This window comes from Krasilnikovia sp. MM14-A1259 (assembly GCF_047159535.1).
In the GTDB taxonomy this organism is placed as follows: Bacteria; Actinomycetota; Actinomycetes; order Mycobacteriales; family Micromonosporaceae; genus Actinoplanes.
The window spans coordinates 3,805,027-3,827,938 of sequence record NZ_BAAGAJ010000002.1 but is presented as its reverse complement, the minus strand read 5'-3'; the positions used below and the strand labels follow the sequence as shown (position 1 = coordinate 3,827,938).

At 70.1% G+C, this 22,912-nt stretch carries 18 protein-coding genes; 12 read left to right on the top strand and 6 right to left on the bottom strand.

The annotated features are described in order from the left end of the window. Positions 1-55 precede the first annotated feature (55 nt). The 6 genes from ACMCNK_RS17095 to ACMCNK_RS17070 form a co-directional block, all read right to left on the bottom strand. The gene (locus ACMCNK_RS17095; protein WP_412737399.1) at positions 56-874 is read right to left on the bottom strand and encodes a hypothetical protein; all 819 of its coding nucleotides are present in this window, start codon (positions 872-874) and stop codon (positions 56-58) included. Then, on the bottom strand, positions 871-1,350 hold the full coding sequence (locus ACMCNK_RS17090; RefSeq protein WP_412737398.1) for a hypothetical protein: 480 nt from the start codon (positions 1,348-1,350) through the stop codon (positions 871-873). The genes ACMCNK_RS17095 and ACMCNK_RS17090 overlap by 4 nt, the downstream gene beginning before the upstream one ends. A gap of 27 nt (positions 1,351-1,377) precedes the next feature. Next, on the bottom strand, positions 1,378-1,878 hold the full coding sequence (locus ACMCNK_RS17085; RefSeq protein ID WP_412737397.1) for a hypothetical protein: 501 nt from the start codon (positions 1,876-1,878) through the stop codon (positions 1,378-1,380). A gap of 83 nt (positions 1,879-1,961) precedes the next feature. After that, entirely contained in the window at positions 1,962-2,462 is a 501-nt protein-coding gene (locus tag ACMCNK_RS17080) for a hypothetical protein (RefSeq protein WP_412737396.1), read from the bottom strand. Between the two features lie 533 nt (positions 2,463-2,995). Then, positions 2,996-3,634: a hypothetical protein gene (locus ACMCNK_RS17075; protein WP_412737395.1), complete on the bottom strand. Its 639-nt coding sequence runs from the start codon at positions 3,632-3,634 to the stop codon at positions 2,996-2,998. 71 nt (positions 3,635-3,705) lie between these two features. After that, positions 3,706-5,637 carry a DUF4012 domain-containing protein gene (locus ACMCNK_RS17070; RefSeq protein ID WP_412737394.1) on the bottom strand — a complete coding sequence of 644 codons (1,932 nt, stop codon included), beginning with the start codon at positions 5,635-5,637 and terminating at the stop codon, positions 3,706-3,708. Between the two features lie 307 nt (positions 5,638-5,944). On the opposite strand from ACMCNK_RS17070, the gene ACMCNK_RS17065 reads away from it, so the two are divergent. The 12 genes from ACMCNK_RS17065 to ACMCNK_RS17010 all read left to right on the top strand — a co-directional run bounded on the left by ACMCNK_RS17065 (position 5,945) and on the right by ACMCNK_RS17010 (position 22,861). Further along, complete coding sequence (locus ACMCNK_RS17065) at positions 5,945-6,991, top strand: polysaccharide biosynthesis protein (RefSeq protein ID WP_412737393.1); 1,047 nt, start codon at positions 5,945-5,947, stop codon at positions 6,989-6,991. Continuing rightward, the gene (locus tag ACMCNK_RS17060; protein WP_412737392.1) at positions 6,991-8,082 is read left to right on the top strand and encodes an NAD-dependent epimerase/dehydratase family protein; all 1,092 of its coding nucleotides are present in this window, start codon (positions 6,991-6,993) and stop codon (positions 8,080-8,082) included. The genes ACMCNK_RS17065 and ACMCNK_RS17060 overlap by 1 nt, the downstream gene beginning before the upstream one ends. After that, positions 8,082-9,320 carry a glycosyltransferase family 4 protein gene (locus ACMCNK_RS17055; protein ID WP_412737391.1) on the top strand — a complete coding sequence of 413 codons (1,239 nt, stop codon included), beginning with the start codon at positions 8,082-8,084 and terminating at the stop codon, positions 9,318-9,320. Before ACMCNK_RS17060 ends, ACMCNK_RS17055 begins: the two co-directional genes overlap by 1 nt. Then, complete coding sequence (gene wecB, locus ACMCNK_RS17050; RefSeq protein ID WP_412737390.1) at positions 9,317-10,447, top strand: non-hydrolyzing UDP-N-acetylglucosamine 2-epimerase; 1,131 nt, start codon at positions 9,317-9,319, stop codon at positions 10,445-10,447. Before ACMCNK_RS17055 ends, wecB begins: the two co-directional genes overlap by 4 nt. Before the next feature lie 28 nt (positions 10,448-10,475). Then, the gene (locus ACMCNK_RS17045; RefSeq protein ID WP_412737389.1) at positions 10,476-11,330 is read left to right on the top strand and encodes a polysaccharide deacetylase family protein; all 855 of its coding nucleotides are present in this window, start codon (positions 10,476-10,478) and stop codon (positions 11,328-11,330) included. Further along, on the top strand, positions 11,294-12,499 hold the full coding sequence (locus ACMCNK_RS17040; RefSeq protein ID WP_412737388.1) for a glycosyltransferase family 4 protein: 1,206 nt from the start codon (positions 11,294-11,296) through the stop codon (positions 12,497-12,499). Before ACMCNK_RS17045 ends, ACMCNK_RS17040 begins: the two co-directional genes overlap by 37 nt. Continuing rightward, positions 12,496-13,917, top strand: coding sequence for an O-antigen polymerase (locus ACMCNK_RS17035; RefSeq protein ID WP_412737387.1), 1,422 nt, complete (start codon positions 12,496-12,498; stop codon positions 13,915-13,917). Before ACMCNK_RS17040 ends, ACMCNK_RS17035 begins: the two co-directional genes overlap by 4 nt. Continuing rightward, positions 13,895-15,409, top strand: coding sequence for an oligosaccharide flippase family protein (locus ACMCNK_RS17030; RefSeq protein WP_412737386.1), 1,515 nt, complete (start codon positions 13,895-13,897; stop codon positions 15,407-15,409). The genes ACMCNK_RS17035 and ACMCNK_RS17030 overlap by 23 nt, the downstream gene beginning before the upstream one ends. Before the next feature lie 20 nt (positions 15,410-15,429). After that, positions 15,430-16,704 carry a glycosyltransferase gene (locus ACMCNK_RS17025; RefSeq protein ID WP_412737385.1) on the top strand — a complete coding sequence of 425 codons (1,275 nt, stop codon included), beginning with the start codon at positions 15,430-15,432 and terminating at the stop codon, positions 16,702-16,704. A 19-nt stretch (positions 16,705-16,723) separates the two neighbouring features. Then, positions 16,724-17,710 carry a GNAT family N-acetyltransferase gene (locus ACMCNK_RS17020; protein ID WP_412737384.1) on the top strand — a complete coding sequence of 329 codons (987 nt, stop codon included), beginning with the start codon at positions 16,724-16,726 and terminating at the stop codon, positions 17,708-17,710. 592 nt (positions 17,711-18,302) lie between these two features. After that, positions 18,303-22,484, top strand: coding sequence for a polymorphic toxin-type HINT domain-containing protein (locus ACMCNK_RS17015; protein WP_412740890.1), 4,182 nt, complete (start codon positions 18,303-18,305; stop codon positions 22,482-22,484). Beyond that, positions 22,478-22,861 carry a hypothetical protein gene (locus ACMCNK_RS17010; protein WP_412737383.1) on the top strand — a complete coding sequence of 128 codons (384 nt, stop codon included), beginning with the start codon at positions 22,478-22,480 and terminating at the stop codon, positions 22,859-22,861. The genes ACMCNK_RS17015 and ACMCNK_RS17010 overlap by 7 nt, the downstream gene beginning before the upstream one ends. The last annotated feature ends 51 nt before the right edge of the window (positions 22,862-22,912 follow it).

Genomic DNA, 22,912 nt, shown 5'->3' with positions numbered 1-22,912 from the left:
AGGCGTGCCGATGCCGGAAATGCCCGAGGGCGTTCCACGGCCGGGGAAGGGGCGATCAGTCGGCGGCGGGTACGGAGGCGCCGGCTACCGGAGGTGCGACGCTCGGCGGGGCCGTCGATACCGGAGCGGTCGCCGTACCGGGATCGGGGCCTGGGCCCCCGCCCGACGAGTCCCCGGTGGACCGGGGGGCCGGGGACGCGGACGGCTTGAGTACCACCGGCCGTCGCGACACGACCACACCGGACGGGACCGCGATCCGCGCGGCCGGGGCGGGACTCGCCGCGGTGCGCGCGACCAGGCTCGGGTACGCGCTCGGCACGGCACCGTTCACCGGCACCGCCGTGCCGTCCGGGCCGGGCCGTAACGCGATCCCGTCCACCCAGATCGGCGCGGCCACGCCCGGCATGACGACCGGCCCGCTCGGACCGCTGTCCACACCGACCCAGTGCGACCCGTACGCCGCGGCGACCGTGTACGTCGCCCGGTAGCCCGGGGGCGCCTGCCGGTCCGTGCACCGCGGGCGGGCGGTCGCCGGGACCTCGCACGCGACCTGGGCGGCGGGACCGAGGTGGCGGGTCACGACGTACCGGTCGACCGGCACCGTGCGGCCGGGCGGCTCCCACGCGATCCGGGGCAGCTCCTGCACCCGTACGCGCGGTGGGGCGGGCTGCGGGAGCCGCGCCGCGTACACCGTGAACGTGGCCGGTTGCACCGTGACACTCCACCCGGCGAACGCGGCCACGCCGCCCGTGGCGGCCACCCCGAGAGCGGCGCCGACCACGATCAGCGGCTGGCGTACCAGGCCGCGCCGCGACCCGGCAGGCCCGGCCGGCCCGTCCGCATTTCGGCCCGGTCGGGCGCGCCGGCGCCTCACGGAGTGGCCCGGGTGGCGGAGGCGTCCAGCGCGATCGTGAACGTGGCCCGCTGACACGCGTCGACCACGGTGTTGGGCATGTGCAGCGGCACCGAGCCTGCCTCGCGGCTGTCCCCGGCGTCGACCCGGACGGGCAGCTCACCGGTGTAGCGCCGTACCTCCAGGTTCGCGGGCACGGGCGCGCAGCCGACCCGGGAGGTCGCCACCAGATCGGCGCGCAGGTCCGTCACGAGCAGGTCGAAGTCGTACGGATTGTCGAGCGTCAGCACGAGCCGCCGGTCCGTCCCGGGCACGAGGCCGTCGACCGGCGCCGCCCGTACGGTGAAGGTGTAATGCCCGGCGTCCTGAGCCGGGCCCTGCACGGCCGTGAGTGTCATCGCCTGCACGCCCGCGTCGTCGTCGCGCAGCGCGACGCCCAGGGCCGCCGCGCCCACGACGGCCGCCGCCGCGGCCAGGATGCGCTGCCACCGGTGCACGAGGAACTCCGCTGTTCAGGGAAGCGTTCAGGAAGCGTTGCTGACGCCGGTCGCCCGCACCGGGATGGTGAACGTGGCACCCTGGCATGCGCTGTCGGAGGCGTTGGTCATCTTGACGCCGTCCGGGACGGTGAACACACCGATGGTGTTCTTCGGGACTTCCCAGGACACCTTCAGCACGTCCTGCGCAACGACGACACCGGTGGTGCGGCAACCACCGTTGCGGTGGTCGCGGTCCGCGGTGACGTCCGCGTCGCCGGGGGACAGCGAGGTGATCCGTACCGGGAAGTTGTTCTGGTTGGTGACCGTGACGGTGAGGTTGCTCGTGCCGCCCGGGTACAGCGGCCGGCTGTCGTCGGATCTGCCGTCGAGCTTGAGCTCGATGGCGTTGCCCGCGACGGCCACCGCGTTGCCGGTACCGCTCAGATTCCAGTACGCCCAGGCGGCGCCCGCGTTCACCAGGACCGCGGCCGCCGCGGCGACGCTGAGGATCACCTTGCCGCGGCCGTCGAGCTTGCCCTTCACCATCCTTCTCGCCTTCGGTTGACCGGGCCCGGGGGCGGGCGGCGCGGGTGCACCGCCCGGGGGGCCGCTGCGTCCCGCGACCCTCATCAGGAGGCCGCGCTGACCGCGTCGAGGTTGACCGTGAACGTGAACGCAGCACCCTGGCAGGCGTTCGCGGGATCGGCGACCATCCGCAGCGGACCGTCCCAGGTGATCTTCGCGCTCGCGGGTGCGTCCTCGGATCCCGCGGGCACGGTCACCTGCGCCGGGTCGGCGGGCAGCGGCGCCGAGTTCACGATGTCCACGTTGGCGCCGGCGTCGCAGCCGTCGGCCGGGGAGTCGATGTCGCTGAGCCGGATGCCGGTGATCCGGACCGGGAACCGGTTCCGGTTCTGCACCGTGAGCAGGATGGCCGTGGCGTTGCCCGGGGTCAGGCCGGTGGGTGGAAGCCCCGCGCTGGTCACCTTCAGCTCCACCACCGAGCCGGCCTTCGCCTCGGCGTTGCCGGAGCCGGTGAGACTCCAGGCTGCCCACGCCGCTCCGGCGGCACACAGGCCGACCAGGGTGGTCACGGTGATGGCGGTGGTCCGTCTGCTGAGCTGGCGCATGCGCGCGGTCCTCCTGCGAAACCTAGGTGCGCCCCGGGGTCGTCGGGACCACGACCCGGGGCGCGGGAAACTGATGAGGCGCCATCCGGTGGAGGCGGATTCGGTGCCACACCACATTCCCCGACTGGGGGCAGACCTGCGATCGGGCGTAGGTGCGCCGTTGCCTGCGCATGATGCCCAATGCGGGGCCTGTCCGGGCTAACCCGCAGGAGGGACGCGACGGACGTGTGCCGTCGGCGTCTTCGGCGTACGGCGTGGTGTGCCGGGCAGGTCCCGTCAGACACCCCATGCCGTCACCCTCTTCCGCGCGTTGCTGTCGAACCTTGCCTGCGGCGCCGCCCCGCCGAGGGGGCGAGCACGGCGCCTCGCTAGGAAAACGCAGCTTGCGGTAGTGCGGAGATCGGGCGTACGTGTTCCGGTGGGTCCCGATGCGCTCCGTGATGGGTGCCGTTCCGGCTTAGCCCCAACGGATGACCCGCCGATGAAGAACCGCCCCACCGCCGGCTCGGCGATGGGGCGGTACCCCGACCAGATCAGACGGACGCGGCCGCCCGACGACGCCGGATCGTCCGGCGCGTGATGACCACACTGCCGGCCAGCGCCATGGCGCCCAGACCTGCGATGGCCAGGCCCGTGATGTCCGACGTGTCAGACGCCGGCGTCACGGCGGGGGTGCCGCCGTTCGAGACGCCGGAGGAGAACGCGGCGGGTGTGATGATGATGCCGCCCGAACCCTTTTTCTTGCTGACCACGAAGACGGACGTCTGCGCCTTCTTCTTGGACGTCTTGCCCACGGCCGAGATCACGATCGTCCCGGGCTTCGAGGACCGGATGTTGAACGCGAACTTGCCGTTCTTGTCGGCCCTGATGGTCGTCACCTTCACGACCCGGAAGTGGTGCGAGCCCTTCGGCAGGAATCGGATGACGATTGCCACCTTTTCCTTCTTGACGAACTTCTTGCCGGAGACCCGCACGTTCGCGTGGATCCTCACGACGCCCTTGTTCACCGTGAGCACCGGTGGCGGCGGCGGGTAGTAACCGCCGGGTGGCACCCGGGTGGGGCCGTTCGGGGTCGCCCACGCCGCCTCGCCGGCGAACAACGTGATACCCAGGGCCATCGCCAGCGACGCGACGAGCGCCGCCAGCCGTGCTGACGCTCGGAAACGTCTCATGTTTCCTCCTTTCGGTTTCCCTATGAAGGGGGTCAAACGCTGAACGATCGCTGCACGTCAACGTTGCGGTTTCACGTTCCGGCGCATGGCGTGCCCGCGGTCACGGTCGTCTTCCACGGCCGTACTCCGGGGGTGGTCCACAGCCGGGGCGTGAACGCCGCGTTCGCACGTGTCTGGTCGCCTGCCTGAATGGTGATGTCGAACGTCTGGCTGGAGCCGGGCCGCAGGTCCACGGTGAACACGGCGACCCCGCGTTCGCGTTCGACGCCCGAGCCGAATTCCACCTCCTTGCCGTCGAGGGTCACGCCGACGATTCCGCCACCGACAGGACTGAAGACCATGGCATTGGTCCGCACGGTGTAGGGATCGCCGGAGAGCGCGAGGCCGGTGACGTAGGCGGGCAGGCCCGCGGCGGGCGCGGTGGAACCCAGCGTCAGCTTCAGGTGCAGCTGGTGGTCGCCGTCCTCGGTGCAGCTGCCGTCCCCGAGGTCGGCGGCCTGGGTGAGGTAGTAGCTGAGCTTGCCGCCGCTGCCGTCGTTGAGGAACACCCCGACAGTCGGTGCGGCGCTGTCGTCGTCGGGCAGCCGGCCCTGGACGACCGTCCCGGCGAGGGCGGCTTCCTCGGTGGCGTCGGCGCTCCACATCAGCAGGCGGCGTTCGCCCGCGGCGCGGGCCAGTTCGGTGATGATGCCTTTCGGGTTGCCCTGGCCGCGGATGAGCGCGTTGAAGGTGTCCCGGGCGGCGCCGGCGAAGAAGGCGTCCTGCACGGACGGGTCGGGGTATTTCGCGTACGCCTCGGACAGCAGCGTCCGCACGGCGTTGTCCGCGGTGAGCGATCCGCCCTTGGGCAGGCGTACCGGCCCGGTGACCCGCAGCAGGTAGGACAGTGCGATCGGATCGGTGGCCACCACCCCGTCGACCGTGACGCCGGTGTGCTTCGCGTACATGGAGCGGGCGAGCACCGCGGCCGTGGGGAAGTCCGGGGTGAGGTTCACGTCGGCGGGGTAGACCGCGGGCCGGGTCGTGTAGAGCGCCTCCATGTCGACGCTCAGGTTCTGCACCGGGACAGGGAACGAGTGAAGGTCTCCGGCGGTGCCCTGGTCGGCGATCGTCACGGCACCCGCGTCGGCGTGGATGACCAGGTAGGCGCCGGGCATGCCGCCGGTCGCGCGGACCTCGGCGTTGTTCTGGAACAGCACGAGATACGTACGGGGGCCGTTCGCGCCCAGCATGGGTGGCAGCAGGCGGGCGGCCCGGTCGGCGGTGGCGACGATGCGTTCCGCGTGGTCCAGCCCGGACCGCAGCTCGGTGATCGCCGAGGCGAGCGGAGCGGCCAGGTGGGCGGTGTCGATGCCGGCGACCCCGGTCTGGGCGCGGCGGATGACCATCAGGCCGCGTGCGATGCGCGGGGCGGCGGCGTTGAGGGCGGTCAGGTCGATGCGGCCGTTGCGCGGTGCGAGGCGCTGCGGGTCGAGTCCGGCGGCGACGTCGAGCAGCGCGGGCAGGCCGTTTCCGGCCAGGTCGTCCAGCACGTACGCGACCGTGCGTACGGCGCTGAGGTCGTCGCCGACGGCGGGGAGTTTGCCGATGAGGGTCCAGCCGAACCCGCCGGTGTTCTCGCGTGCCGCTCGGGTCTCGCTCTGCAGGGCGGACAGGGTGCCCCGGGCCGCCACCAGGTCACCGCGCTGGACCTGCTGTTGCAGCTGGCTGAAGAGCCCGGCGGCGTTCTCCAGGTGGCCCTTGGCGCGCCAGCCGTCGACCCCGACCCAGCCCAGCGACAGGATCAGCGCGAGGACCAGGCCCGCGGCGGTCAGCAGATGCCAGCGCCGGAGACGGGGTTCGCCGGGTCCGCGCCGGGCCGGTTTCTGCGGTGCTTTTCCGGGTTCCCGCCGGACCCGCTTGAACTCGATCTTTGGGGGGACCTCCGGTGGGGTGAAGGCGTATCGGGCGGGGCCGGCCGGCGGTGTCTGAGGCTCGCGGCCTTGCTGACCTTCGTGCTCCACGGCAAATGAATCCCTACGGACGACAGCGCGCGCATGACGCGTCATGTGTTGGATACGACATATGAATGAGTGGCGCAATACCGTGCATAACGGACTAACCGAAACACTGACCCGAATTGGCTAACGGGCGCGCGACCACGGGGATGTTCGGACTACCCCGACGTGGTGAATTCCCCGTACGGGGCGTGGCGCGTCGACTCCTTCGAGGACTGTCCGACACCGCCGAGGCCAGGCGTCGTTGGTCGTCGGTGTATCGATCGTTTCCCAGCGATGCCTGCTGAACGGCGGGTGAACGGGAGGAACCTTGTTGCCCACCCTGAAGGACCAACGCTTCCTCATCACCGGTGGCACCGGATCGTTCGGTCAGACCATGGTCGCCCGACTGCTCAGCGCCGGTGCCGCGGAGGTGCGGGTCCTCAGCCGCGACGAGGCCAAGCAGGACGACATGCGGCGCCGCCTGCGCGACGAGCGCGTCCGGTTCCATGTCGGTGACGTCCGCGACCTGGCCTCGGTGACCAATGCGGCGCGCGGGGTCGGATACGTCTTCCACGCGGCCGCGCTCAAGCAGGTGCCCTCGTGCGAGTTCTTTCCGCTCGAGGCGATCCGCACCAACGTGCTCGGCAGCGCCAACGTCATCGAGGCGTGCGAGCGCACCGGGGTCCGTTCCGCCGTGCTGCTCAGCACGGACAAGGCCGTGCAGCCCATCAACGCGATGGGAATGAGCAAGGCGCTGATGGAGAAGGTCGCGCAGGCGCACGCCCGCACCAACCCCGACGCCGCCACGAACGTCTCCTGCGTCCGCTACGGCAACGTGATGTATTCGCGCGGCTCGGTGATCCCGCTGTTCATCGAGCAGATCCGCGCCGGACAGCCGATCACGGTGACCGAACCCGCGATGACCCGGTTCCTCATGTCGCTCGACGAATCCGTGGAACTGGTCGAGCACGCGTTCACCCATGCGCAGCCGGGCGACGTCTTCATCCGCAAGGCGTCCGCATGCACCGTCGCCGACCTCGGCACGGCCCTGTGCAACCTGTTCGGGGTGTCCGCCAAGATGAACATCCTCGGAATTCGGCACGGTGAAAAGATGGCCGAAACCCTGGCCAGCCGCGAGGAACTCGAACACGCGGAGGACTTCGGCGAGTTCTTCCGGGTCCCGGTCGACAGCCGCGACCTCAACTATTCGCTCTACGTCGAGCAGGGCGAGACCGACCGCGAGACCATCTTCGACTTCAACTCCGCCAACGCCCCCCGGCTCTCCGTACCCGAGGTTGAGCGCGTGCTGCTGACCCTGCCCGAGGTGCGGGTCCAGCTCGCCGCCGCCGGGCGTACCGCCGACCTGGTGGACGCCTGATGCCGGGCACACTCGCCGTCACCGGGGCCGGTGGGTTCCTCGGCTGGCACCTGCGCGTCCTGGCCCGTTCGCTGGGCCTGCCCGAGCCGATCCTCGTCAGTCGCGCCGACCTGGCCAGCGCGCAACGGCTCGCCGGACTGATCAAAGGCGTCGACCGGGTCATCCACGTGGCCGGCGTCAACCGCGGCGAGCCCAGCGAGGTGGCCGAGGGCAACGTGGCACTCGCCCGGCAACTCTGCGCCGGCCTGCGCGCCTGCACCACTCCGCCGAAGCGGGTCGTGTTCGCCAACTCCGTGCAGGCCGGCAACGGCACCCCGTACGGCGACGGCAAGGCGGCCGCCGCGGTACTGCTGGCCGAGACCACCCGCTGGTTCGGTTCGCAGTTCGACGATGTGCTGCTGCCCAACCTGTTCGGCGAACACGGCCGCCCCCGCTACAACTCCGTGGTCGCCACGTTCTGCCGGCTCCTGGCGGACGGCGGCGCACCACAGGTCGACGCGGACCGGGAACTGGACCTGCTGCACGCCACCGACGCCGCGGCCCTGCTGCTCGGCGAACCCGCACCCGGCGGCGAATGCGACACCACGCGGCGTACCGTGCGGCAGCTCGCCGACCAGCTCACCGGGTTCGCCGCAACCTACCGGCGCGGCGAGATCCCGGCGCTGACGGACCGTTTCGACGTGCGGCTGTTCAACACGTACCGGTCGCATCTGGCGCCCGCCGCGGTGCCGCTGTCGCGGCACGCCGATGCGCGCGGCGCCCTGGTCGAAGCGGTCAAGGTGCATGCCGGGGGCGGGCAGACGTTCTGCTCGTCAACGGTTCCCGGGGTCACCCGCGGGCAGCACTACCACCTGGCCAAGGTGGAACGGTTCGTCGTGGTGCGCGGCGAGGCCGAGATCCGGATGCGCCGAGTCCTGCACGACGACGTGGTGTTGTTCCGGGTCAGCGGGGAGCAGCCCGCCCTGGTCGACATGCCCACCATGTGGGCGCACGACATCACCAACGTCGGCGGTGGCGAACTCACCACCCTGTTCTGGGCCAACGACCTGTTCGATCCCGCGCGCCCGGACACGTATCCCGAGGCGGTCTGATGAAGATCGGAATCATCTCGCAGTGGTTCCATCCGGAACCCTCACCCATCCCCAGCAACCTCGCCGAGGACCTCGCGGCCCGCGGGCACGAGATCCGGGTCCTCACCGGCTACCCCAACTACCCGGACGGCAAGCTGTATCCCGGCTTCCGCCAACGCTGGGGGCACGTCTCCCGGACCGCCGGAATCACCACCCGCCGAGTGCCGCTGTACGCCAGCCACGACTCGTCCGGGCTGCGGCGGGCCGCGAACTACCTGTCCTTCGCCACGACTAGTGCGCTGGCCGCGCCGCGCTACCTCAGCGGCGTGGACGTCGTGTACGTCTACCTCACCCCGGCCACGGTCTTCGCCGCCCCCGCGCTGCTGCGCCTGCTGTGCCGGGTGCCCGCGGTCATCCACGTCCAGGACATCTGGCCGGAATCCGTGACCTCGTCCACGATGGCCCCGCAAGGGTTCGCCGGGCGGATGATGGAGCGGACCCTGCACACGGTGATGCGCCGCGTCTACCGGATGTCCGCGGGCATCGCGGTCATCGCGCCGTCCATGCGCGACCTGGTGATCGCCCGGGGCGCTCATCCGGAGCGGGTCCGCACGATCCTCAACTGGGCGGACGAGTCGTTGTTCCACCCCGTACCGGATGCGGCGGCGGCCCGGCGCGAGATCGGCCACCGCGGCAAATGCACCATCATGTACGCGGGCACGATGGGCCCGTTCCAGAACATCGAGGCGTCCGTGCGCGCCGCCGCGGCCACCGCACCCGACGTCGACCTCGTCCTGGTCGGCTCCGGCATCTCCGAGGAGCCCGCACGGCGGCTCGCCGACGAACTCGGCGCGACCAACATCCGGTTCCTCGGCCGCCGCCCGCCGACCGACATGGCCGCGCTCACCGGCGCCGCCGACTACCAGCTCGTGACGCTGCGCGACCTGCCGATCTTCCGCGGCACCATCCCGTCCAAGCTGCAGGCCGCCCTCGCCTGCGGCAGCCCGGTGCTGGTGTCCGTACCCGGCGACTGCGCCGCCCTGGTCGAGGAGAACGGGGTCGGCCTGGCCAGCCCGCCGGACGACTGGCGGCTGCTCGCCGACCGGTTCCGGCAGGCCGCCAAGGTGCCCGCCGAGGAACGCCGGGAGATGGCCCGCCGCGCCCAGCACCTCTACCACGCCCGGATGTCCCGGACCGCAGGCATCGACCGGCTTGAGGACCTGCTCATCGCGGCCACCACCCGAGGAGGAGACCGATGACCAAGGTCATGACGGTCGTGGGCACGCGGCCGGAGATCATCCGGCTGTCCCGCGTCATCAGCCGCCTCGACCGCACCGTCGCGCACGTCCTGGTGCACACCGGCCAGAACTGGGATCCGATGCTCAGCGACGTCTTCTTCGACGAGCTGGAGCTGCGCCGCCCGGACCGCTTCCTCGGCGTGGACACGTCCAGCCTGGGCACGGTGCTGGGCGGGGTCCTCGCGGGAATCGAGCAGGCCATCACCGAGGAACGGCCCGACGCGCTGCTCGTGCTGGGCGACACGAACAGCTGTATCGCCGCGCTGATGGCCCGCCGGATGAAGGTCCCCGTCTACCACATGGAGGCCGGCAACCGGTGCTTCGACCTCAACGTGCCGGAGGAGACCAACCGGCGCATGGTCGACCACGTCAGCGACTTCAACCTGGTCTACACCGAGCACGCCCGCCGTAACCTGCTCGCCGAGGGCCTGCACCCGCGCCGCATCATGCACACCGGCTCACCGATGCGTGAGGTCCTGGAGCACTACCGCCCGAAGATCGACGCCAGTACGGTGCTGCGCCGCCTCGAACTGGAACCCGCCGGCTATTTCCTGGTCAGCGCACACCGCGAGGAGAACGTCGACGACCCGGTACGCCTCGGCAGGCTGCTGTCCTGCCTGCGGGCGGTACGCGACGAGTGGGACCTGCCCGTGCTCGTGTCCACCCATCCGCGCACGCGTAAGCGGCTGGAACAGCGTGCCGACGACCCGTCGACGCTGGAAGGCATCGTCTTCCACGAGCCGTTCGGCTTCATCGACTACGTACACCTGCAGATGCAGGCCCGGTGCACGCTGTCGGACAGCGGCACGATCAGCGAGGAGTCCTCGATCCTCGGATTCCCGGCCGTGACGTTGCGCGACTCGATCGAACGACCCGAAGCGCTGGAGACCGGGACCATGGTCATGACCGGCCTGCACCCCGACGGCCTGCGCGAAGCCGTCACCACGATCCTGTCGCGGCCCGGCTTCCAGCCCGGCGTCTGCCCCGCCGACTATCTCGTCGCCGACACGTCGCGGCGGGTGGCGCATTTCCTCCTCTCGACCGTCCATCGTCATCACGACTGGGCCGGAGTCCGCACCGATCGCTAGGACGCCGGCCAGACCTGGGAATCGCGACATGAGCCTTCAGGGCACCTGCAAGACTGCGCTGCGCACCGCGCTGAAAACTGCGTGGAGCCTGCGTCCCCCGTCGTTTCGCAACCGCATCATCTACTACCACAGCGTGCATCCCACGCTGTCCATCAGCACCCGCCCCGAGGTCTTCGAAGCGCAGATCCTGGCGGCGAAGGCACTCGACTACCGGTTCATCACCCACCGGGAGATCCCGGAGGCCCTGCGCCAGGGTGGCACCTCGCCGTGGATCGCGCTCGGGTTCGACGACGGCTACGAGGACAACCACGACGTCGCCGCACCGATCCTGGAACGGCACGGCGTACCCGCCACGTTCTTCGCGGTCGCGGGCCAGATCCGCGCGGAGAATCAGTGCCCGGACGCGGGATATCAGCTCTACCCGGACCGGCGCATGATGTCGCGGGCCCAGTTGCGCAACCTCGCCGCCGCAGGGCACGAGATCGCCAGCCACGGCCTGCAGCACGAACTGGCGACCGCGGTCCTCACGGCCGGACGCGACCTGGCCGCCGAGTACGCGACCAGCCGGGAACAGCTCTCGGAGTGGGCCGGGCAGGAGGTCGTCTCGTACTCGTACCCGAACGGGCAGCACGGCGCGTACTCCGAGCGGACCCGGGCCGCGACCATCGCCGCCGGGTTCCGGACGGCAGCCGTGACGGTCTGGGGAAGTGTCGGCCCCGAAGCGGACCTGTTCACCCTGCCCCGGTGCGAGGTGGCTGCCGAGGACACCCCCGAGACCCTGGTCCGCAAACTCACGGGCAAGGACGACTACCTGTACGTGGCGCACCGGATCCGCCGGAGCCCGACGTGGCAGCCGTCCGAATCCCCCGTGGCCGCATCGTGACCGCGAACCGTGTGCCGCACCTCGTCTGGGTGACCAACATCCCCACCCCGTACCGCAACCACCGGTACCGCGTCTTCTCCCGGCTGCTGCCCGCGATGGGGCTGACGTTCGAGGTGGCCTTCATGGCGCGCACCGAACCGGAGCGCCACTGGCAGTTCACCGCTGAGGAGATGAACTACCCGCACCGGTTCTTCCGCGGTGCACACCCCCAGATCCGCGAGGTGAGCGTGCACGCCAACCCGGGCCTGGTCAGCTACGTCCGGCGACGCAAGCCGGATCTGCTGGTCCTGGGCGGCTACTCGGCGCCCACCCTGGTCGCATTGGCGCTCGCCCCGCCACGGCAGAGCCGCGTGCTGCTCGCGACCGAGAGCCCGGCGGGGGCGCCGTTCCGGCGTACGGGGGGGCCGGTGGTGGCGGTCAAACGCCGCGTGGTGGGCAGGTGCGCGGGCTACATCGTGCCCGGCCCGCGGTCCCGGTCCTACCTGGAGGAGATCGATCCCGGCGTCACCGGCAAACCGGTGCTTCAGCTGCCCAACATCGTCGACCAGGCGCTGTACCGCGACGGCGTCGACCGGCTGCGCCCGCAGCGCGACCAGTTGCGCGCCGAACTGGGGATCGCCGAGCAGGAAGTGGTGTGGCTGATCCCCGCGCGCCTGCACCCGATCAAGGGTCTCGATCGTTTCCTGCCGCTGTTCGCGGGCATGCGCGACACGCGGGTGATGCTGGCCGGCGATGGCCCGGAACGGCGGCGGCTCGAGGAGATCTGCCGCTCGTCGGACGTACCGGCCACGTTCCTGGGCACCGCCGACGAGCAGCAGTTGGTCCGCCTGTACGCCATCGCGGACGTGTTCGCTCTGCCCAGCCTCCAGGACGCGTCACCGCTGTCCGCGGTCGAAGCGCTGGCCGCCGGGCTGCCCGTGCTGTTGAGCGAACGCGCCGGAAACGTCGACGAGGTCGTGCAGCCGTCCAACGGCTGGCGGTACGACCCGGACCGCCCCGACGACATGGCGCCGCTCGTACGGTCCATCAGCGCGATGCCGCGATCGGAGCTGGCCGCGATGGGCCGCGAGTCGCTGCGGGTACACACGGAGAACTTCGACTCGGAACGGTGGGTCACCAAGCTCGGTACCGGCCTGCTGGCGATGGCGGAGGCCGGGCCGCCCCGATGACGGCCGTCCAGGCACGGGACAACCGGAGCGACACGCCGCGGCGGCACCGGCTGCAACAGTTCGCCTACTGGGTCGTACTGATTCTCTGGATCGCCCCGATCCCACCGGCCGCGCTGGCCACCACCACGGTCGTGGTGACCGCGGTGTCGGTGGTCAACCGCGTCGTGGATCTCGCGACCGGGCGGCGGCTGTACCCGCTCATCGCGTGGGAGGTCGGCTTCCTCACGATCATCGCGCCCGAGATGTTCGACGTGCTGCGGGCGCCGATGGAGGTGCCGACGACCGTACGCGGTGCGACTCTCGCCGCGCAGTTGCTGTGCAGCTGTCACGCGCTCGTGGTTCTCGTCGCCGAGGCGGTGGCCCGCAGCGCGCCGCGCCGCGCCCGGATCCGCACGCGACCGTCGCCGCCGTTCTGGCACGGGCGCAACGTTCTGGTGGTGCTCACCGCGGTCGCGTCCGCGGGCGTGTTCTGGGTGCCGCTCGCGGTCTCCCGCGGCCTGAACGGGCGGGTCGGCACGGAGGGCGTCGACGAAGGTCCGGTACAGGCGCTGGGCCTGGCGGCCGCGCTGCTGCTGCCGGGCGTGGCCACGGTGCGGCTCATCTCGTCCGGTATCTCGCCGCTGCTGCGCGCGTACCTGTGGGCGCTGCCGGTGCTGGCGATCGCGTTCCTGTCCGGGTCACGCAACGTCCTGCTGTTCGCCGGGACCGTGCCGGCCGCGATCGTGCTGATTCTGCGGGGCAGCCACAAGGTGCACGTGGCCCGCCTGGTCGTTCTGGTCGGCCTGCTGATTCCGGCCACGGCCGTGATGAGCGCGGTGCGGACCACCGGATTGAACAATGCGCAACTGAGCGACGTCCTCCATGCCGGGGAGAACGTCAGCCTCGACCAGAACGAGGGCGTCACACACATGACCGCCCGGATGGTCGACCTGTTCGACCACGAGCAGTTCCGGGAAGGGGCGTCCGCGTTCGCGGTCACCTTCTTCTGGATTCCCCGATCGGTCTGGCCGGGCAAGCCGCCCCTGCTCGGCTGGTGGCTGCCCCGCGAGATGGGCGACGGCGGCTTCAGCGCCGGGCACAGCGCCTCCGTCGGCTATCCCGGCGAGGGGTACGCCGACTTCGGCGTCATCGGTGCGTTCGCCTGGTCCGCCCTGGTCGGGTCGGGTGCGGGTGCCCTGTGCCGGCTGGTCGCCAGGGCTCAGGTGACTCCGGACAAGTGGGTCCTGGTGGCCGGCATGGCGTACCCCGCCATGTATTTCGCGGTGCGTTCCCCGGTCACCACCAGCATCACCGTCGCCGGTGTCGCCGCGTGGGTCGCCCTGCTCCGCTCAGGCACGATCTCGCCGCCGGACGCGACAGCGGACACCGTCGGCACGGACGAGAGGAGCCTCACCGATGGGAACGAGCGCAGCCCGTAGCTCGCTGTACCTGGCGATCGGGAATGTCGCCTCGAAGGTCATCGCCGGCGTCGGGCAGGCCATGTTCGGTGTGCTGCTGGGCCCCGACGCCTTCGGCACGTACGCCTTCGTCATCGGCATCGTCACGATCGCCAACATCTTCCGCGACGGCGGCATCTCCGACCACCTGGTCCGGCTCGGCCCGCGCGTCGACACGCGCGTGACCAACGAGGCGCTCGCCGGTGCGATCGCGACCAACTCGCTCGCCGCACTGGCCCTCGCGGGCGTGGCCCAGTTGGTGGGACTGCGGCCGGAACACGCCGAGGTGGGGACGCTGCTCGTGGTCGCCGCGGCGGCGATGCCCCTGGGATCGCACTTCGGGGTCGCGGTCGGGGTCCTGCAGTCGCGCTGCGAGTTCAAGAAGGCCGCGCTGTTGTTCTTCGTCCAGGCGGCGGTCCAGGTGCTGAGCGCGCTGGCGCTGGCCGCGCTGTGGCACTCCGCGATGGCGCTGGTGCTGGGCCTGGTCATCTCGGCGGCGGCCAGTTCCCTCGTAGGGGTACGGCTGGCGCGGATCAACGTGTGGCCCGGCACGAACGGCTGGGCCCGCGGCATGACGATGATCCACCAGTCGAAGTGGCTGATGGCGGGCTCGCTGGGTACCGCGCTGGTCACCGGCGGCGACTATCTCGGTCTCGGTCTGAGCTGGACGAACGCGCTGCTCGGCATCTACTTCTTCGGATACCAGATCCCCGCGCAGCTCGGCGGCGTCGCCTCCAGCGTCGGCCAGGTGCTGCTGGCTTCCCTGCCGCGGGCCACGACCGCGGAGGCGCGGCAACAGCTCCTGATGTCGGGCACCTCGGCCCTCGGGTACATCGTGGCGCCGCTGTGCTTCTGCGTCGTACTCGTCCTGCCGCTCGCGGAACGGCTGATCTGGGGTGACCGGTGGCACGACGCGGTGGTGGTCGGCCAGATCCTGGCCGCGCTGTTCCCGCTGCGCCTGCTGCTTGCCGTGGCCCGCAGCACCCGGATCGCGGCGGGCGAGTACCGGCGCTGGACGGTCCACATCGGCGTGGCCGGCGCGGGCCTTTTTGCGGTGAGCTCCGCGTCCGGACGGTTGACGACCGACCCGGCCGTCGTCGCCGGGATCATCGGCGGGTTCCTCGCCTGCACGGTCGCGGCCATGACCTGTTCCGCGCTGCGGACCCAGGGCATCTCGTACGTCCGGGCGCTGCGCGTCGTGCTGGAGCCGTACGCGCTCTGTGCGCTGCTGGCGATCCCGCCGCTCGCGCTGACCCAACTGGTCACCGGCGACGTCATCGCTCCGTCGATCGTCGCGGCGCTCGCCGGCCTCGCGATCTACGGGGCGCTGGTGGGCGTCACGGTGCGGTCGCTGAACCCTCAGGTGTGGCACCGGATCCGGGCTGTGGCTTCTGCCCCGTTCGCGCAGAAGTCCGCGGCCGCCGACGTGGACGGCGCGGTGACGCCGAGGGTGAACGAGGCGCTCCGCAAATGACGCACACAGGGAGCGAAGACATGCATGTCCTGCTGATCGCGGACGGCCGGAGCCCACACACGCGGGGCTGGATCCGCGGCCTGTGCAGCATCGGCGTCGAGACCACACTGCTGTCCAGCCGGCGCCTGCTCGACGACGACCGGGACGCGCTCGCCGCGCTGCTCCCGGCGCACGCGGTGCACGAACCGGCCGACCTGTGGAACACGATCCGCCCGGCACTGGCCGCCCTGCGGCCACCCGCGCGTGCGGGCGCGGCGCCGGGACTCGGCGGCGGTGAAGCCGGTGCCGGCGGCACAGGTGGTGCCGAAACGCGCTGCGGCCCGCCGCCCCCACCCGGGCTCGGGCAGCGGCTCAAGGAGGCGGCGGACCTGCGGGCCGCGCGCAGCCTGGGCAGGTCGATGACCCGGCTGGTGGCCTCCGCGGCGCCCGACGTCGTACACGCGCTGCGCATCCAGTACGAGGCGATCGCCGCGTCGTCGGCCGGCGCCGGGATCCCGCTGGCGGTCTCCACCTGGGGATCCGACCTGATCACCAACGCGCACGTGAGCCGTACGGTGCACGCCCGCACGCGCCGGGCGCTGGAACGTGCCGACGCCTTCTTCGGCGACTGCGCCCGCGACGCCGCCCTGGCCGACGACTTCGGCCTGCGGCCGGGGACGCCAAAACATGTCGTGCCCGGCAACTTCGGCCTGGACTTCGACACCTTCCCGGCGGCGGATCCCGGGTACCTCACCACGTACGGCCTGACGGCGGGCCGCCTGGTCACGTATCCGCGCGGCGTCCGTTCATGCATCGATCACGAGGCGCTGGTGCAGGCGTTCGGGATGCTGATGGCGCGCGGGGTGGACGCGCGTTTTCTCGCGGCCGGGCTGCACGGCGTGATCGACGACGCCCGCCAGGTGCCCGGCGTGTTCGCGTGCACCCCGGCGCTGGATCACGCGGACATGCTCCGGATCGCCGCGCTGTCGACCGTGACCGTGTCGCCGTCCACATCGGACGGCACGCCGAACTCGATCCTCGAAGGACTCGCGGGCGGGTCCGTTCCGGTCTGCGGGGACCTCGCCTCGCTGCGGGAGATCGAGAGCAGGGGCGCGGTGATGGTCTGGTGCGATCCCGCGGACCCGCGATCGATCGCCGAGGGCGTCGAGGCTGCGCTGCGGCTGGCCGACGACCCCGACGTGCCGGCGTGCAACCGGGCGGTGGCACGCCGCCACTTCGGCTTCACCGCCACCCAGGAGACGGTCCGGCAGGCGTACGCCGCGCTGGTCACGACGGAAACCACCGTCGAGTCGTGACCCCGAGGAAGGAAAGCTCTTGACCATCACAGAAACCGTCGAGATGCGCGGGTTCGGCTCCCGTGACCTCGACCGTGTCGTCGACCTGTTCGACGTGGTCTGGCCGACGGCGGAAGGCCACCGCGAGCGGACCCACTGGGCGTTCGGCGCGAATCCGGTGGGCACGGTTCCACTCGTCGGCGCGTTCGACACGGAGACCGGCGCGATGGTCGGGGTACGCGGAGGGATCCGCTGGCCCCTGGCCGGTGGGGTCCCGGGTGACGCGCTCACCGCGATCCAGTTGCACGGCACGTGCGTGCACCCGGAGTACCGCCGGATGCGGTTGTTCACCCGCATGTGCGAGGAGTTCGTGCGGCAGGCCCGGGATTCCGGGTTCGACGTCATCTTCAACGTGTCCGTGGCCGCCTCCCGGGCCGGGTACGAGCGGCTCGGGTGGCGTTACCTGCCCGGGTTCCGGGCGTACCACCGGATCGAACGTCTCGGAAGCGTGGTGCGGAGACTGGCGCGGCGCGGATCGCCGGGCGCGCAGGCGGGCAGCCGGGTACCGGAGTCGTCGCGCCCGGCGTTCGGCGAGGTGCGCGAGTTCATCGACCGCAGAGACTCCCTGCTGGGCGAGCTGGCACACACCGCGTACCCGGAGGACTTCTTCGGCTGGCGGTTCTCGCACAGCACCCACCGCATCGCCGGGTCGGCGGACGTCGGGTACTGCGCGTACCGGGTGCGTACCGTCGGTGGCCTTCGCGACGTGCTGTTCGGCGACCTGTGGCCGGCGCCGCGCCGGGCCGCCGCGCTGATCGCCGCGGTCGTGGACGCCGAGCGGGCCGACACGTCCACGATCTGGATGAGCGGCACCCATCCGTTGCGGGGCACCCTGCTGCGCCACGGCTTCATCCCGGACCTGCGGCGGAGCCTGCACTTCGGGGTCAAGACGCTGTCGGGACGGGCGGAGGCGCTGGTCGCGCCGTCCCGCTGGGGTTGCGTCTCGGCGGACATCGACACGTTCTAGCCGCGCATACGGCCGAGGTCGTGGGAGGCGACCTCGATCCTCCTGTCGTGCCCGGCTTGCGCGAGGGCCGGGCGCGATGCTGCCTGGTGAGTTCAGCGGCAGCCATGTGATCTATCCCGCGATTTCGCCACAGGCTTCCGAGCAAACCGGGTCAGAAGGCTTCCAAAGCGGTTCCCCGTCTCGGACGGCGGCTATGAGGTAGCTGGTAAGACTATGATCTTCGATCTGTTGCCGGACCGCCCACCGCGGTGCTTCCGGGACCAGTCACATCGCCGGCCGGTGCCGGTACGGGGGATCACGGGGGTATCTGGCAGTGGGTGCATTGTGGCGTGATCGTCCGGCGGCCGCCGTTGGCGCAGCTCAGCCAGGTCGGAGGTGGCGGCCGCGCCTGTTCGCTGGTGTGGCGGCGGGTTTGGCGATGGCGGTTGCCGCGCCGCAGGGTGCGGTCGTAGCCGCGCCACGAACGGCTGTGGTCGCGACGAGGCAGCAGGCGCCGGTGACGGTCGTGCAGGCGTTGGAGCAGCTGCTGGGCGCGGACGCCAAGGACCCGTCCCCGACCAGCACGCCGATCGACGACGCTGGGCTCGATCGGATGTTGTGCCAGGACCTGGCCGACTACGACGAGGATCTGGACGTGCGCGCGGCTGCGAAGGCGGTGCTGGCGACCGACGACCCGGCGAAGATCAAGGACTTCCTGGACAACGGTCTGCCGGTGTATCGCAAGGCCGGCGAGCAGCGCAAGAGGGACCAGGCCGCGCACAACCGGTACCAGGTCGAGCAGTGGGTCGAGACCGGCAGCCCCACGGTGCAGGCACAGGCCAAGGCCGTGCTCGCCGGCAACGACGACGCGAAGATCGCGCAGTTCGTGTCCACCGGTGAACTCATGGCGGAGACCGCGGACAAGCAGGACGCGCAGAACGCGACGGAGAAGGCCAACACGATCCGCGCCCGGGTGGAGCAGATCGTCGCGAGCGGCGGCTACGAGGTGCAATCCCTCGGCCAGGCTGCGTTGGACAGCGACGACCCGGCGGTCATCGAGGAGTTCTACACCACCGGTTACAAGGCTGCCAGCCAGCACGACGCGGACACGCAGAAGGAGATCACCGACGCGCTCGCGGCGCGGACGAAGGCGGTCAACGACCTGACCGACCTTGCCCAGCGTGCCACCCAGGCGGCCGAGGCCCAGAAGAAGATCATCAACGAGAGCGTCACCGCGACGAAGGCGTTGACCGATGCCTCCGGATCGCTGGGCGTGGCGAACAAGGGCGCCAAGCAGGCTGATGCCGTCTACGCCGAGGACCTCGGTATCCGTAAGAACGGCGGCCCGACGCGTACCGGCCAGCTGAGCACGCTGCGTGCCCAGACGTGTCAGGCCGCCGGGTGGACCGCAGACAAGGCCAAGCAGGTGAGCGCGCACACCGGTGTCGCGACCGAGCAGGCGCGGGTCCTGCAGGACACCGGCCTGTCGCACGGTATCGCCTGGGTCGATGTGATGCAGGCACAGGCCGACGCCGGCGCCGCAGCGTCGCAGGCCGCCGAGACCGCCTGCCACGCTGCGGAGGCCACCGAGGCCGCCAGTCGTGCATTGGACGCCGACCGCAACGCGACCGTGGATGCGAACAACGCGGTCAAGTACCGGCAGGCCGCCGAGCGTGAGCAGGCCGCCGCGGAGAAGCTCGCCGACCGGGCGGAGAAGCTGGCCGCAGCCGCGCAGGCCGCCGCCGCGGACGCTCGCACCCAGCGGCAACGCGCGGAGAAGGACGCCGCCGACGCGCAGCAGCACGCCGACAACGCCGCCGCCGACTACGAAGCCGCGCGACGTCAGCGGGGTATCGCCCGGGAAGCCACCGCGAGGGCGATCAGCCAGTCGGTCAACGCTTATCAGGCGGCCGGCCGGGCGATCGACCAACAGAACATCGTGGTCGCCAAGGGCGGCGAGGCGAAGCGGAAGCAGGAAGACGCGCTCGCTGCCGGAGCCCGCTTCGCCGACAAGGCTCAACGGGCCAAGACGCTGGTGGACAAGGCCCGGACGGACGACCAGAACACCAGCTCCAAGGAGTTCGCGGCGCAGGCGGCCGAGGCACGCCAGCTCGCTGCTGAGACCAACTGCAAGCACCCTGACAGCCCGTCGGGCAACGGGTGTCCCGGAACCGCGGACATGCAGAAGCTCCGCGACGATGCGGCCCGGCTGCGGACCCTGGCCGGCGAGGCGAAGACGGCCTCAGACCGGTCGAAGAACGCCGCGAACGCCGCCTCCGCCGATGCCGGCGCCTCGGCAGCCGAAGCCCGCCAGGCGGCGGCTGCGGCGGCCGCGGCCGCCGCGGATGCGCGCGCGGCCGGGGTCCAGGCCGCCAAGGCCCGCCAGGACGCCACCGATGCCCGGACCGCTGCCGCCACGGCGATCAAGGATGCGAGCAAGGCGAACGCCGACGCCCGCGCCTCGGTGCAGGCGGCCCGCGCGTCGATCAACCGGGCGGTCGCGGCGCGCACCGACGCGGACCTGACCGCGAAGTCGGCGCAGGACGCGGTCCGGCAGTCCGCGATCGCTTCGTTCTGGTCGCGGGTGTCCGGCCGGGCCGCGCTGGACGCCCGCACCTCCGCGGCCGGGATCGCCGATCCCGCCGCGAGCGCGATCGATATCGCGTCCGCGTACGCCGACTCGGACAACGACGCCGCGATGGCCATCGACATCGCCAACAACGCGATGCAGATCGGTGACGCCCAAGCTGCCGCCGCGCAGAAGCACGCCGATGACGCCGCCGCCGCGGCTGTGCACGCGCAGGAGATGGCCGACAAGGCCGTCGCCCAGGTCAAGCCCGCCTATGTGGCGGCGCAGAAGGCCGCCGCCGCCGCTACTCGCGCCGTCAAGGCGAGCAACGTCGCGATCCACGCCGCCCAGGACGCGGCCAACGATGCCAACGGCGCCGTCGATGCGGCTGATGATGCCGCTGACGGGGCCATGCAGGCGGGGCAGTGGGCCGACGGTGCGGAGGAGATGGCCGCTCAGGCGGGCAATGACGCCGGTTCGGCGCAGCAGGCGGCGAACAATGCGAGCGGCTACGCCACGAAGGCCCAGAAGGCCGCCACGAACGCCGGGAACCTGTCCGGGAAGATCACCACCGTCAGTAACAACATCACGTCGCTGTCCAACAGCATGTGGGGCATCGCCCAGGGCATGTCCAAGATGGCGAACGACCTCAAGAACGCCGCCTGGGCGAAGTACGGCGCCGAACAGCAGGCCGCCGAGAACAAGGTGAACTCCTGGATCGACGAGCAGGCCAATTGGATCAACGATCACTTCTACTTCGGTTCCAAGATCGGTAAAGGCATCACTGACAGCGCTGCCGGCACGGTCAAGGGTCTTCTCGTCACCAGCAGCTGCGTCGGCGGCTGGTTCCTCGGCACCGACAGCGCAGCCGGCGACGAGTGGAGCGTCCCGGACGTTACCTACCTCCCCAAATCGGACCCGTCCTGCAATGCACTTGTCGACGGCGTCAAGAAGCTCATGCAGGACCCCAAGCAGCTGTTGCACTGGGACGACTGGAAATCGAAGGGGTGGCAGTACACGCTCGGTGAGGTCGTCTTCGACGTCGCCACGATCGGCGGGACCGACGGCATCGGGATCCTCGGCAAACTCGCCAAAGTCGGCGCGGGGCAGGTGACGAAGGATCTTGTCAAGGACATCGCCGCGATGTCCGCGAAGGACATCATGGCCGCCGTCACCAAGTTCGGCACCGAGAAGATGGTCAACGCGATCAAAGAACTCGGCACCGTCAACGCCGCCCGCCTCGTCGAGCTCGCCGACAAACTCGGCTCCAAAGTCACCTTCGCGGCCGACGAACTCACCGCCCTGTCCAAGGCCATCCGCGCCAAAGGCATCGACGCGGTTGAAGACACCCTCCGTGATCTCAAAGACACCCCGGTCGTCAAGGGCCTGACCGACCTCGCCGAGAGATGCTTCACCCCTAACAGCTTCACTGCCGATACCCCTGTCCTGCTGGCTGACGGGAGCACCAGGCGCATTGCGGACGTCGCCATTGGTGACCGCGTCCGTGCCGCTGATCCGATCACTCACACCAGCAAGGCCGAGAGCGTTACGGAACTGCATCGCACCATCGACACGAAGTTCGCGGATGTGGTAATCCGGCGCCAATATGGTGGAATCGCCATCATCCATACCACCCGAGATCATCTTTTTTGGGACCAGGAGAATCGTCGCTGGACTGAAGCCGGGCGGTTGAAGCCGGGCACACTGCTGCTCGGCTCGAGAGAGACCGATCGGGTAAAGGTCATCGCCGTAACAACCTTCGCCGGTTACCGGACGATGTACGATCTCACGGTCGACGAGCTCCACACGTTCTACGTGTCGGCGGGCCGGACAGCCGTTCTCGTCCACAACGAAAAAATAGCGCCCGTACCTCAGGTTGACAGCGAATATCTACAGAAGATCGTGAACGCCCTCTATCATTCCCTGGACCTGCCGCCCGGTGCGAAAATCTACGGTGACGGCTCCGCCATGAATTCGGCCAGCCTCGAGGTCAACGGTCACCCGCCCATCTACGACAGGGACCACATCGGGTCGACTAGACAGTGGAGGAGTGCTCTTAACACCTACCTCACCAAGGAACGAGTCAAGCGGAAGAGCAAATATATCTACTTCACCCGCACAGAAAGGGACATCGAAGTGGCGAAGAGCCTCATCGAGGCGATCGATGATGCCCAGCGGGGCGCGTACAAAGGCTTTGAGGCATACAAAGGTCTGGGCGGATGCTGACGGAAGATTCACGGGAATCGCTGAGGCGGGCCGCGGCAAAGGTGGCCGACGACTTGATATCAGCCGTTCCGGGGTTTCGCGTTCTGCACTCAGACAACGTAGAAAACTACGGCGAGTTCCTCTTCGCACCGTTCTACTGGGATGTCGTCGAGTCAACGGTCCTTTCCTACCTGGGAGACGAGGACGAGCCCGATTGGCGCTCTACACTCGAATTCATGGAGGCGAAGATACGGTCTGACGACGATGCGGAAAAGAGCATAGTCGTCAGCGAGTTTCTCTATAACCTGCCGAACCGCGGCCAGCCGGGCCATGAACTGATTCGGCATCTGGGTCCGGAACTGACGAAGAATTTCGCCAGAATGACGCAAGGTCGCTAGTACTGCAGTCGGGGATTGTGATCAGGGCTCGATGAGGGCTTGCCTGGCGTA